This window comes from Rhodococcus sp. LMD (genome assembly GCF_056108245.1).
The window spans coordinates 2,790,077-2,802,238 of sequence record NZ_CM148557.1 but is presented as its reverse complement, the minus strand read 5'-3'; the positions used below and the strand labels follow the sequence as shown (position 1 = coordinate 2,802,238).

The following is a 12,162-nucleotide window of genomic DNA, read 5'->3' as shown; positions in this document are numbered from 1 at the left end:
AGCATGACCACCGATCCGTCCTCACCCGCCCCCGATGCCCCGGACGCGCCCGTGCCGGACGTGACCCCGGCGGAACCGGGTTCGCCGTCGGTGCCGGATGTGACCCCGGCGGAACCGGGTTCCCCGTCGGTGCCGGATGTTCCGCCGTCCCCGGTCGGGCCGGACGTGACACCCGCCGAGGGGAAGGACCCCGGCTACACCTCGGCCGGGGTACCCACGTTCGACGCGGTGCGGGAGAAGATCGAGCGCCGCGCGGGCACCGCGACCGGTGCGGAGGAACTCGCCCGCGAGAGCGCAGCGGGACGCACGCTCGAGGAGCAGTTCGACGAGCGCCGACAGGCCGCCGCCGACAGGCTGCGCGAGATCCGTCGCTCGCTGGCCGAGGGGTGAACCGGGCTCGGTCCGACCCACCCGTATGAATGAAGTTGCATGATGGTGCATAATCAATCGCATGGGTAACTCACCGGAATTCACGGCGACCGCACAGTCACCGATTCGGGTCGCCGTCGCAGGGGCGAGCGGGTACGCGGGGGGCGAGATCCTGCGTCTGCTCCTCGGGCATCCCGCCTACCAGGACGGCCGGCTCGTCGTCGGTGCACTCACCGCCGGTGGCAACGCCGGCGCGAGGCTCCGCGAATTCCATCCCCACCTGCTCCCGCTTGCCGACCGCGTCCTCGACGCCACCGACTCCGAGACCCTGAGCGGCCACGACGTCGTGTTCCTCGGCCTGCCGCACGGCCACTCCGCCGTCATCGCCGAACAGCTGCCCGACACCACCGTCGTCATCGACTGCGGCGCCGACTTCCGCCTGTCCGAGTCCGCCGACTGGGAGCGCTGGTACGGCGGGGAACATGCGGGGACCTGGCCGTACGGGATGCCAGAACTACCCGGCAAGCGCGAGCACCTGATCGGCGCCACCCGGATCGCGGTCCCCGGCTGCTATCCCACCTCGGCCACCCTGGCCCTGGCCCCCGCCGTCGCGGCCGGCATCGTCGAGCCGACAGTCCACGTCGTCGCCGTATCCGGTACCTCCGGCGCCGGCAGGTCCCTCCGAGCCGACCTCCTCGGCTCCGAGGTCATGGGCTCGGTCCGGGCCTACGCCGTCGGCGGAGCACACCGGCACACCCCCGAGATCAAGCAGAACCTCGCCACCCTGACCGACGCCGCAGTGTCCGTCTCCTTCACCCCCGTGCTGGCGCCGATGCCGCGGGGCATCCTCGCCACCTGCACCGCCCCCACCACCGCCACCGCCGACGAGGCCCGGGCCGTGTACGAGAAGGCCTACGCCGACGAGCCGTTCGTGCAGGTACTGCCCGAAGGGACGCTGCCCAGCACCGGCGCGGTACTCGGCTCCAACGCCGTGCAGCTCGCCGTCACCGTCGACCCCGACGCCGGCGTCCTCGTCGTCGTCGCCGCGCTCGACAACCTGACCAAGGGCACCGCCGGCGCGGCGGTGCAGTCCATGAACCTGGCGCTCGGCCTGCCCGAGACCGCCGGCCTGTCCACCGTGGGAGTCGCCCCGTGAGCATCGACAGACAGTCCACCGACGAGCACGTCTACGCCGACGCGGTCGAGATCGCCGGCGGCCGCCTGATCCGCACCCAGGGCGTCACGTCGCCGGCCGGGTTCCGCGCCGCCGGTATCCCCGCCGGCATCAAGGCCTCCGGCAACCCGGACCTCGCGCTGGTCTTCAACGAGGGCCCGGAGCTGACCGCAGCCGGCGTCTTCACCACCAACAAGATCAAGGCCGCGCCCGTGCTGTGGTCGCAGCAGGTCCTGACGTCCGGCGCGCTGCGCGCCGTGATCCTCAATTCCGGCGGCGCCAACGCCTGCACCGGACCGGGCGGCTTCCAGGACACCCACGCCACCGCGGAGAAGGTGGCCGAAACGCTCAGCAACTGGGGCACCGAGACCGGTGCCGGCGAAGTCGCGGTGTGTTCGACCGGCCTCATCGGCGACCGACTGCCGATGGACAAGGTGCTCGCCGGTGTCGCGGAGATCGTCCACGAACTCGCCGGCGGGATCTCCGGCGGCACCGATGCCGCCTACGCCATCATGACCACCGACACCGTGCCCAAACAGGCCGCCCTGCACCACGCCGACAAGTGGAACGTCGGCGGCATGGCCAAGGGCGCAGGCATGCTCGCCCCCGCCCTGGCCACGATGCTGTGCGTGCTCACCACCGACGCGGTGGCCACCGCCGAGCAGCTCGACCGTGCCCTGCGCGCCGCCACCCGGCTCACGTTCGACCGTCTCGACGTCGACGGGTCGACCTCCACCAACGACACCGTGCTGCTGCTCGCGTCCGGAGCCAGCGGCATCGCCCCCAGCCAGGAGCAGCTCGACGCCGCCGTCCTCGCCGTGTGCGACGACCTCGCCGGGCAGATGATGGCCGACGCCGAGGGCGTCACCAAACGGGTCACCGTCACCGTCCGCGGCGCCGCCACCGAGCAGGACGCCCTCGTGGGCGCCCGGACCGTCGCACGCGACAACCTCGTCAAGACCGCCCTGTTCGGTTCCGACCCCAACTGGGGGCGTGTGCTCGCCGCCATCGGCATCGCGCCCATCGCGCTCGACCCCGATCGCATCTCCGTCACGTTCAACGGATCCCCGGTGTGCCTCGACGGCGTGGGCGCTCCCGGCGCCCGAGAGGTCGACCTGTCCGGCCCCGACATCGCCCTCGACATCGACCTCGGCGTCGGTGACGCCGAGGTGACCATCCGCACCACCGACCTCTCCCACGGATACGTCGAAGAGAACTCGGCCTACTCGTCATGACCGGAACCGAGACGACCACCGATCCCATCGCGCAGCTCACCGCCCACCAGAAGGCGTACGTCCTCGCCGAGGCGCTGCCGTGGCTGCAGAAATTCCGGGACAAGACCGTCGTGGTCAAGTACGGCGGCAACGCCATGATCGACGACCGGCTCAAGCGCGCCTTCGCCGCCGACATGGCATTCCTGCGCACCGTCGGCGTCCATCCCGTCGTCGTCCACGGCGGCGGACCGCAGATCAACGCCATGCTGAAGCGACTGGGCATGGCAGGGGAGTTCCGCGGTGGTTTCCGCGTCACCACCCCCGAGGTGATGGACGTCGTCCGCATGGTGCTGTTCGGCCAGGTCGGCCGCGAACTCGTCGGCCTGATCAACGCCCACGGCCCGTACGCCGTCGGGATCTCCGGCGAGGACGCCCACCTGTTCACCGCCACCCGCCGCACGGTCGTCGTCGACGGCGAGGACACCGACATCGGTCTCGTCGGCGACGTCACCTCCGTGGACCCCGCCGCCGTCCACGACCTCGTCGCGGCCGGTCGCATCCCCGTCGTCTCCACCATCGCCCCCGACGCCGACGGCGTGGTCCACAACATCAATGCCGACACCGCCGCCGCCGCGCTCGCCGAGGCGCTCGGCGCGGAGAAACTCGTCGTCCTCACCGACGTCGAGGGCCTCTACACCGACTGGCCCGACCGCAGTTCCCTCGCCACCAGCATCGACGCCGACGCCCTGGCCGAGCTGCTGCCGTCCCTCGACGCCGGCATGGTCCCCAAGATGGAAGCCTGCCTGCGAGCCGTCCGCGGTGGCGTGCCCACCGCCCACGTCATCGACGGCCGCCAGCCGCACTCGGTGCTGCTCGAACTCCTCACCGAGGAAGGCATCGGCACGATGGTCACTCCCACCCACCCCCGGGCGACCGCGCCCACCCAGGAAGGCACCCCATGACCGGCACCTCCGAACTCCAGCAGCGCTGGGCCGGGTCGCTGATGAACAACTACGGCGTCCCCAAGGTCGCCCTCGTCGCCGGCGACGGTGCCGTCGTCACCGACGCCGACGGCAAGCAGTACCTCGACCTGCTCGGCGGCATCGCCGTCAACGCCCTCGGCCACCGCCATCCCGCCATCCGCGACGCCGTCACCGCGCAACTCGACACGCTCGGTCACGTGTCCAACCTCTACGCCAGCGGACCCGTCGTCGAACTCGCCGAACACCTCCTCGCGCACTTCGGGCACCCCGGCCGGGCGTTCTTCTGCAACTCCGGCACCGAAGCCAACGAAGCCGCGTTCAAGCTCGCCCGGCTCACCGGACGCCCCAAGATCATCGCCGCGGAGAAGGCCTTCCACGGCCGCACCATGGGGGCCCTGGCCCTCACGGGCCAGCCGGACAAGCGCGCCCCGTTCGAACCCATGCCCCCCGGCGTCGAATTCGTCCCCTACGGCGACGCCGAGGCCCTCGACGCCGCCGTCGACGAGAACACCGCCGCCGTGTTCCTCGAACCGATCATGGGCGAATCCGGCGTGGTCGTGCCCCCCGAGGGCTACCTCGTCCAGGCCCGCCGGATCACCGCAGAACGTGGGGCACTGCTCGTTCTCGACGAGGTGCAGACCGGCATCGCCCGCACCGGGACGTTCTTCGCCCACCAGACCGCCGGAATCGTGCCCGATGTCATGACCCTCGCCAAGGGTCTCGGCGGTGGCCTGCCCATCGGTGCCGTCCTCGCCACCGGTCCGGCCGCCGAGTTCTTCCAGCCCGGCAAGCACGGCACCACCTTCGGCGGCAACCCGGTGTGCGCCGCCGCCGCGCTCGCCGTCCTGCGCACCATCGACGAACAGGACCTGCTCGCCCACGTCGACGCCGTCGGCAAGTCCATCGCCACCGGCATCGAGGCACTCGGCCACCCCCTCGTCGACCACGTCCGCGGCGCCGGCCTGCTGCTCGGCATCGTCCTCACCGACACCCGGGCCCCCGCCGTCGAAGCGGCAGCCCGGGACGCCGGCTATCTCGTCAACGCCGCCGCCCCCGACGTCATCCGCCTCGCCCCACCGCTGATCCTCACCCAGGAACAGGCCGACGGATTCGTCGCGACACTGCCCTGCGTGCTCGACGCCGCCCGGCAGGAAGGAAACTAGACCCATGGTGAAGCACTTCCTGAAGGACGACGACCTCACGCCCGCACAACAGCGCGAGGTTCTCGACCTCGCCGCGGCCCTGAAGAAGGCGCCGTTCTCGGCCCGCCCGCTCGAGGGACCGCGCGGCGTCGGCGTCATCTTCGAGAAGAACTCGACCCGCACCCGCTTCTCCTTCGAGATGGGAATCGCCCAGCTCGGCGGCCACGCCGTCGTCGTCGACGGCCGCACCACCCAGCTCGGACGGGAAGAAACCCTGCAGGACACCGGCCGCGTCTTGTCCCGCTACGTCGACGCCGTCGTCTGGCGCACCTTCGGCCAGGACCGGCTCCAGGCGATGGCCGAAGGCGCCACCGTGCCCCTCGTCAATGCCCTGTCCGACGAGTACCACCCCTGCCAGGTCCTCGCGGACCTGCTCACCCTGCGCGAGCACAAGGGGGAGCTGCAGGGACTGAAACTGACCTACTTCGGTGACGGCGCCAACAACATGGCGCACTCGCTCATGCTCGGCGGCGTCACCGCCGGCATCGACGTCACGATCGCCGCCCCCGCCGGTTTCGCTCCGGATCCCGCCGTCGTGGCAGCGGCCCGCGCCCGCGCCGCCGACACCGGCGCGCAGATCACCCTCACCGAGGACGCGCGCGCCGCCGCCACCGGTGCCGACGCCCTCGTCACCGACACCTGGACCTCCATGGGCCAGGAGAACGACGGACTCGACCGCGTCGGTCCCTTCCGTCCGTACCAGGTCAACGCCGAGCTGCTCGCGCTCGCCGACCCGAAGGCCGTCGTGCTGCACTGCCTGCCCGCCCACCGCGGTGACGAGGTCACCGACGAGGTCCTCGACGGACCGCAGTCGGTGGTGTGGGACGAGGCCGAAAATCGCCTCCACGCCCAGAAGGCGCTGCTCGTATGGCTGCTCGAGCAGCGCGAACGGTAGCCGTGAGCAGCGTGGCCGAACCGTCGAGCGGCGCCGGCGCCGCCGCGGCCCCGACCCGCGCGGCCCGGCAGGCCCGGATCACCGCGCTCGTCGCCACCCGTGCGATCCGCAGCCAACCGGAACTCGCCGCGCTGCTCGCCGCCGAAGGCATCGAGGTCTCCAACGCCACCCTCTCCCGCGACCTCGAGGAGCTCGGTGCGGTCAAACTCCGCGGCGCCGACGGCGGCCCCGGGGTGTACGTCGTCCCCGAGGACGGGAGCCCCGTCCGAGGCGTCTCCGGAGGCACCGACCGGCTCTCCCGCCTCCTCGGCGAACTGCTGGTCTCCACCGACTCGAGCGGCAACATCGCGGTGCTCCGCACCCCACCAGGAGCAGCGCACTATCTGGCCAGCGCACTCGATCGGGCATCATTACCCGAAGTGGTCGGCACCATCGCCGGCGACGACACCATCGCGGTGATCGCGCGTGAGCCCCTCACCGGAGCCGACCTCGCCGCGAAGATCGAATCCCTGGCCTGATCCGATCGCGCACCGAGCACCGATAGCCGCACGTTCAATCAAGAAGGAGCACAAACACAATGGCCGATCGCGTCGTACTCGCCTACTCGGGCGGGCTGGACACCTCCGTCGCCATCAGCTGGATCGGCAAGGAGACCGGCAAGGAGGTCGTCGCCGTCGCCATCGATCTCGGCCAGGGCGGCGAGGACATGGAGGTCGTGCGCCAGCGCGCCCTCGACTGCGGCGCGGTCGAATCCGTCGTCGTCGACGCCAAGGACGAGTTCGCGGAGGAGTACTGCCTGCCGACCGTGCAGGCCAATGCCCTCTACATGGACCGTTACCCGCTGGTCTCCGCGATCAGCCGCCCGCTGATCGTCAAGCACATCGTCGAGGCGGCCCGCGAGCACGGCGGCACCGTCGTCTCGCACGGGTGCACCGGCAAGGGCAACGACCAGGTCCGGTTCGAGGTCGGATTCGGCGCCCTCGCCCCCGATCTCGAGGTCATCGCACCCGTCCGCGACTACGCGTGGACCCGTGAGAAGGCCATCGCCTTCGCCGGCGAGCACAACCTGCCGATCAACGTCACCAAGAAGTCCCCGTTCTCGATCGACCAGAACGTGTGGGGCCGGGCCGTCGAGACCGGCTTCCTCGAGGACCTGTGGAACGCCCCCACCAAGGACGTCTACGACTACACCGAGGACCCCAGCCTCAACTGGCAGGCCCCCGACGAGCTGATCATCACCTTCGACAAGGGTGTGCCCACCGCGATCGACGGCCGGTCGGTCACCGTGCTCGAGGCCATCCAGGAACTGAACCGCCGCGCCGGCGCCCAGGGCGTCGGCCGTCTCGACATGGTCGAGGACCGGCTCGTCGGCATCAAGAGCCGCGAAATCTACGAAGCCCCCGGCGCGCTCACCCTCATCCACGCCCACCAGGAACTCGAACACGTCACGCTCGAACGCGAACTGGGACGGTACAAGCGTCGCGTGGAGGAGCGCTGGAGTGAGCTGGTCTACGACGGCCTCTGGTTCTCGCCGCTGAAGTACGCGCTCGACTCGTTCGTCCAGAACACCCAGGAGCACGTCTCCGGCGACATCCGGCTCGTCCTGCACGGCGGCCATATCGCCGTCAACGGTCGCCGCAGCGCCGAATCGCTGTACGACTTCAACCTCGCCACCTACGACGAGGGCGATACCTTCGACCAGTCCAACGCCAAGGGCTTCGTCCAGATCCACGGCCTGTCCTCCAAGGTCGCCGCGAAGCGGGATCTGGGCCTGTAGCGATGACCGCTCACGGCACCAACGAAGGCGCCCTGTGGGGCGGCCGGTTCGCATCCGGACCGGCCGCCGCCATGGCGGCGCTGAGCAAATCCACCCACTTCGACTGGGCACTCGCCCCCTACGACGTCCGAGCTTCCAAGGCACACGCACGGGTGCTGCACAAGGCCGGACTGCTCAGCGATGCCGACCTGACCGCCATGCTCGACGGTCTCGACAGGCTCGCCACCGACGTCGCCTCCGGTGCGTTCACCCCCGCCGAGTCCGACGAGGACGTCCACGGCGCTCTCGAACGTGGGCTCATCGAGCGGGTCGGACCCGAGGTCGGAGGCCGGCTGCGCGCCGGCCGCTCCCGCAACGACCAGGTCGCCACGCTGTTCCGGATGTGGCTGCGCGACGCGGCGCGACGCATCGCCGACGGGGTCCTCGCCGTCGTCGACGCCCTCGCCGACCAGGCCGCCGCCCATCCCACGGCCGTGATGCCGGGCAAGACCCACCTGCAGGCGGCACAGCCGGTACTGCTCGCGCACCACCTGCTCGCCCACGCCCATCCGCTGCTGCGCGACGTACAGCGGCTGCGGGACTTCGATGCGCGTGCCGCGGTCTCCCCGTACGGCTCCGGGGCGCTGGCGGGCTCCTCCCTCGGCTTGGACCCCGACGCGATCGCGGCCGAGCTGAACTTCGACTCCGCTGCCGAGAACTCGATCGACGCCACCTCCTCGCGGGATTTCGCCGCCGAGGCCGCGTTCGTGTTCGCAATGATCGCGGTCGACCTCTCCCGCATGGCGGAAGAGGTCATCCTGTGGAGCACGCCGGAGTTCGGCTACATCACCCTCGCCGACGAGTGGTCAACCGGCTCGTCGATCATGCCGCAGAAGAAGAACCCGGACGTCTCCGAACTGACCCGGGGCAAGGCCGGCCGCCTCATCGGCAATCTCACCGGCCTGCTCGCCACGCTCAAGGCCCAGCCGCTGGCGTACAACCGGGACCTGCAGGAGGACAAGGAGCCGGTGTTCGACTCGGTCGCGCAGCTCGAGCTCCTCCTGCCGGCGATCACCGGTCTCGTGTCCACCCTGACCTTCCACACCGATCGCATGGCCGAGCTGGCACCCGCCGGGTTCACCCTCGCCACCGACATCGCCGAGTGGATGGTGCGCCAGGGAGTGCCGTTCCGGATCGCGCACGAAGCGGCCGGCGCCTGCGTGCGGGCGGCGGAGGCGCGGGGAGTCGGACTCGAGGAACTGACCGACGACGAACTGGCCGCCGTCGATGCCGCACTGACCCCGCAGGTACGTGAGGTCCTCACCGTGGAGGGCTCGATCGCCTCGCGCAACGCCCGCGGCGGCACCGCGGGCGTGCGGGTCGGTGAACAGCTCGACGGTGTCCGTGCCGCCGCCCGCGCGCTGCGGGACTGGGTGCGCGGCTGACCGGCCTGCTCGGTGAACGGGGCCATCGGGTCGACGTAATGTGGCAGGCTGTCATTCCTGACAGGGTCGACACACGCAGAACTCGGCGGATGGGAAGAGGTTCGTGGCACTGGGCGGTGGATCGGTGATGGGGCCCCTGCGACGTGTGGTGGCGACCGCGCAGAACGGCCTCGAGGTGATCCGTCACGGCGGCTTGGAAACGGGGGCGACCCCGTCCCCGTTCCAGGTCGTCGAGCGGACCGGCATGTACAGGCTGCGGCATTACTATCCGGAATCCGACGCCGCCGAGACCGGTGCTCCGGTGGTGATGGTTCCCCCGATGATGATGTCGGCGGACGTGTACGACGTCACCCGTGAGACGGGAGCGGTCGGCATCCTGCACTCGATGGGCCTCGACCCCTGGGTGGTCGACTTCGGTTCCCCGGACCGGGAGGAAGGCGGGTGGGACCGCACCCTCACCGATCACATCATCGCCCTCGACGAGATCGTCGATCACGTGCACGACTACACCGGTCGTGACATCCACCTCGCCGGCTACTCGCAGGGCGGGATGTTCTGCTATCAGGCCGCTGCCTACCGCCGCAGTCGGCACGTCGCGAGCCTGATCACCTTCGGCAGCCCGGTGGACACCCTGGCCGCGTTGCCGTTCGGAATCCCGGAGGGCGTCGCGGTCCGGGCTGCCGACTTCCTCGCCGACCACGTCTTCAACCGTCTCGCCATCACCGGTTGGATGGCCAAGACCGGTTTCCAGTTCCTCGATCCTGTCAAGACGGTGCGGTCGCGCATCGAGTTCCTCATGCAACTGCACGACCGGGAAGCCCTCCTGCCGCGCGAACCCCAGCGTCGCTTCCTCGACACCGAGGGGTGGGTGGCCTGGTCCGGTCCCGCGGTGGCCGAACTGCTCCGCCAGTTCATCGTGCACAACCGCATGGTCAGTGGCGGATTCGTCATCAACGACCGTGCTGTGAGCCTGGCCGAGATAACCTGTCCGATCCTCGCGTTCGTCGGCGAGGTGGACGACATCGGCCAGCCCCTTGCGGTGCGCGGCATCCGCAAGGCCGCCCCCCGGGCCCAGGTTTTCGAATATTCGCTACGCGCAGGGCATTTCGGACTCGTCGTGGGTGGCACTGCGGCCCGGCAGACCTGGCCCGCCGTCGGCGAATGGGTGCAGTGGCGCGAAGGGCACGGCGACCGACCGGTCGGCGTCGGCCGGATGGCGATCCCCGAACTCCACGCGGAAGGGGAAACCGGGGTGTCCGTCGCGACCCGGCTCACCCACACCGTCGCCACCATCGCGGAGGTCGGCGTAGAGGTCGGCAAGGGCATCGCCGACCTGGCCTCCGAGACGGTGCGCGGCGCGCGGGAACTGTCGGGGGAAGCGGCCCGCGCCCTGCCACGACTGGCCCGGCTCGGACAGATCCAGCCCCGTACCCGCATCTCCCTTGCCGGTGTCCTCACCGAGCAGTGCCGCAAGGGACCGCACCGCGAGTGCTTCATCTACGAAGACCGCGTCTACACCTTCGCCGAAGTCAATCGCCGGATCGACAACGTGGTGCGCGGACTGGTGCACTCCGGTGTGCGTCCCGCCGCCCACGTCGGCATCCTGATGGACACCCGCCCCAGCGCGATGGCCGCGGTCACGGCCGTCTCCCGGATCGGAGCGGTGTCGGTCCTGCTCCCACCCGGCCCCGACCTCGACGAGGCGATCCGATCGGGTGGTGTCCAGAAGATCATCACCGACCCCGAGAACCTCGATCGGGCGCTCGCCACGGGGATCCCGGCCCTGGTCCTCGGCGGGGGCAGCATTCGCGAACTCGACATCCCGCCCGGTGCAGACGTCGTCGATCTCGAGCACCTCGACATCACCACGATCGAACTCCCCGGCTGGTATGCCCCCGATCCCGGTGTCGCGCGGGAACTTGCCTTTCTCCTGTTCACCGGGAGTGGTGACACCCTGGAGATGCGTCAGATCTCCAACCACCGATGGGCGCTCTCCGCCTTCGGGACCGCCACCGCCGCCGCGCTCGGCCGCGGTGACACGGTCTATTGCCTTGCCCCGCTTTATCATTCGTCCGGTCTGCTGGTCAGCTTCGGCGGCGCACTCGCGGGAGGCTGCCGGATAGCCCTGTCCCACGGTCTCGATCCCGCACGCTTCAGCGAGGAAGTTCACCGTTACGGCGTCACCGTCGTCACCTACACCTGGGCGATGATGAGGGACATCCTCGACAGCCCCGCGCTGCACATCGACGAGATCCATCCCGTCCGCCTCTTCATCGGCTCGGGCATGACCACCGGACTGTGGCGGCGGACCCTCGAACGTTTTGCTCCCGCACAGGTGCTCGAGTTCTATGCCTCCACCGACGGCGAGGTCGTCCTGGCCAACGTCTCGGGTGCCAAGATCGGGTGCAAGGGACGGCCCCTGCCCGGCAGCGCCGAGGCTCGCCTTGCCGCATGGGATCCCACGACCGGGCGCCTGGTGGAGGATCCGCGGGGCTTCGTCCGCGAAAGCGCGGACGGCGAGGTCGGACTCCTGCTCGGGCGGCCCAGTGCCTCCACCGAAGCACTGCCCGGTGTCATGCGAGGTGTGTTCGAAGTCGGTGACGTATGGGTGCCCACCGAGAACCTCTTCCGTCGAGACCAGGACGGTGACTACTGGCTGCTCGACAGCAAGCACAGTGTCATCCGTACCCCGCACGGGCCGGTATACGGGCAGCCGGTGGCGGACGCGCTCGGCAGTGTCCCGAAGGTCGATCTCTGCGTCGTCTACGGTGTGCGCACCGCCGGCACCGAAATCGCCGTGGCCGCCTGCACCCTCCGCGAGAACCGCGCGCCGAGCGCCGCGGAGATCACCGCGGCACTCGACGCAGTCCCCGCCTCGGAACGACCCGATCTCGTCCATGTCGTCCCGCACATCGACCTCGGGCCCACATTCCGGCCCGTGTCCGGCGATCTGCCGGCACGAGGCCTGCCGAAGCCGACGGTGCGGTCGTGGTTCGCCGATCCCGATACCGGCACCTACAAGCGGTTCACCAAAGCGGTTGCAGTGAGATTTGCCGGCGTCGGCGCTGGTCCGGCGCCGGGCGCACGGTAGCGTGGGCCCGTCCGGCCCCCACACCACCGTCGA

General features: G+C 70.2%; 10 protein-coding genes. All 10 read left to right on the top strand.

Annotated features, from left to right (window positions below; genetic code table 11):
• Positions 1–3: 3 nt before the first annotated feature.
• The 10 genes from ACWPQI_RS12900 to ACWPQI_RS12855 all read left to right on the top strand — a co-directional run bounded on the left by ACWPQI_RS12900 (position 4) and on the right by ACWPQI_RS12855 (position 12,129).
• Positions 4–390 (top strand): PspA/IM30 family protein, encoded by a 387-nt coding sequence (locus ACWPQI_RS12900; protein ID WP_010595375.1) that lies wholly within the window; start codon positions 4–6, stop codon positions 388–390.
• A gap of 61 nt (positions 391–451) precedes the next feature.
• A complete protein-coding gene (gene argC, locus ACWPQI_RS12895) occupies positions 452–1,525 on the top strand; it encodes an N-acetyl-gamma-glutamyl-phosphate reductase (protein ID WP_017681574.1) in 1,074 nt (357 codons plus the stop codon).
• Complete coding sequence (argJ, locus tag ACWPQI_RS12890) at positions 1,522–2,778, top strand: bifunctional glutamate N-acetyltransferase/amino-acid acetyltransferase ArgJ (protein ID WP_017681573.1); 1,257 nt, start codon at positions 1,522–1,524, stop codon at positions 2,776–2,778. Before argC ends, argJ begins: the two co-directional genes overlap by 4 nt.
• Complete coding sequence (gene argB, locus ACWPQI_RS12885) at positions 2,775–3,719, top strand: acetylglutamate kinase (protein WP_140188637.1); 945 nt, start codon at positions 2,775–2,777, stop codon at positions 3,717–3,719. Before argJ ends, argB begins: the two co-directional genes overlap by 4 nt.
• Positions 3,716–4,903 carry an acetylornithine transaminase gene (locus ACWPQI_RS12880; RefSeq protein WP_203010730.1) on the top strand — a complete coding sequence of 396 codons (1,188 nt, stop codon included), beginning with the start codon at positions 3,716–3,718 and terminating at the stop codon, positions 4,901–4,903. Before argB ends, ACWPQI_RS12880 begins: the two co-directional genes overlap by 4 nt.
• Positions 4,904–4,907: 4 nt before the next feature.
• Positions 4,908–5,837, top strand: coding sequence for an ornithine carbamoyltransferase (gene argF, locus ACWPQI_RS12875; protein WP_474738361.1), 930 nt, complete (start codon positions 4,908–4,910; stop codon positions 5,835–5,837).
• Positions 5,810–6,355, top strand: coding sequence for an arginine repressor (locus ACWPQI_RS12870; RefSeq protein ID WP_172603638.1), 546 nt, complete (start codon positions 5,810–5,812; stop codon positions 6,353–6,355). Before argF ends, ACWPQI_RS12870 begins: the two co-directional genes overlap by 28 nt.
• A gap of 59 nt (positions 6,356–6,414) precedes the next feature.
• Positions 6,415–7,614 (top strand): argininosuccinate synthase, encoded by a 1,200-nt coding sequence (locus tag ACWPQI_RS12865; RefSeq protein ID WP_010595383.1) that lies wholly within the window; start codon positions 6,415–6,417, stop codon positions 7,612–7,614.
• A gap of 2 nt (positions 7,615–7,616) precedes the next feature.
• Complete coding sequence (gene argH, locus ACWPQI_RS12860; RefSeq protein WP_010595384.1) at positions 7,617–9,038, top strand: argininosuccinate lyase; 1,422 nt, start codon at positions 7,617–7,619, stop codon at positions 9,036–9,038.
• Between the two features lie 127 nt (positions 9,039–9,165).
• On the top strand, positions 9,166–12,129 hold the full coding sequence (locus ACWPQI_RS12855) for an AMP-binding protein (protein ID WP_474738851.1): 2,964 nt from the start codon (positions 9,166–9,168) through the stop codon (positions 12,127–12,129).
• Positions 12,130–12,162 lie beyond the last annotated feature (33 nt).

Bases quoted from the DNA above. Each gene is read 5' to 3' on its own strand.
- ACWPQI_RS12900 (WP_010595375.1), top strand. From the start codon at position 4: ATGACCACCGATCCGTCCTCACCCGCCCCCGATGCCCCGGACGCGCCC.
- argB (WP_140188637.1), top strand. From the start codon at position 2,775: ATGACCGGAACCGAGACGACCACCGATCCCATCGCGCAGCTCACCGCC.
- ACWPQI_RS12880 (WP_203010730.1), top strand. From the start codon at position 3,716: ATGACCGGCACCTCCGAACTCCAGCAGCGCTGGGCCGGGTCGCTGATG.
- argH (WP_010595384.1), top strand. From the start codon at position 7,617: ATGACCGCTCACGGCACCAACGAAGGCGCCCTGTGGGGCGGCCGGTTC.
- ACWPQI_RS12855 (WP_474738851.1), top strand. From the start codon at position 9,166: ATGGGGCCCCTGCGACGTGTGGTGGCGACCGCGCAGAACGGCCTCGAG.
- argC (WP_017681574.1), top strand. From the start codon at position 452: ATGGGTAACTCACCGGAATTCACGGCGACCGCACAGTCACCGATTCGG.
- ACWPQI_RS12870 (WP_172603638.1), top strand. From the start codon at position 5,810: ATGGCTGCTCGAGCAGCGCGAACGGTAGCCGTGAGCAGCGTGGCCGAA.
- argF (WP_474738361.1), top strand. From the start codon at position 4,908: ATGGTGAAGCACTTCCTGAAGGACGACGACCTCACGCCCGCACAACAG.
- ACWPQI_RS12865 (WP_010595383.1), top strand. From the start codon at position 6,415: ATGGCCGATCGCGTCGTACTCGCCTACTCGGGCGGGCTGGACACCTCC.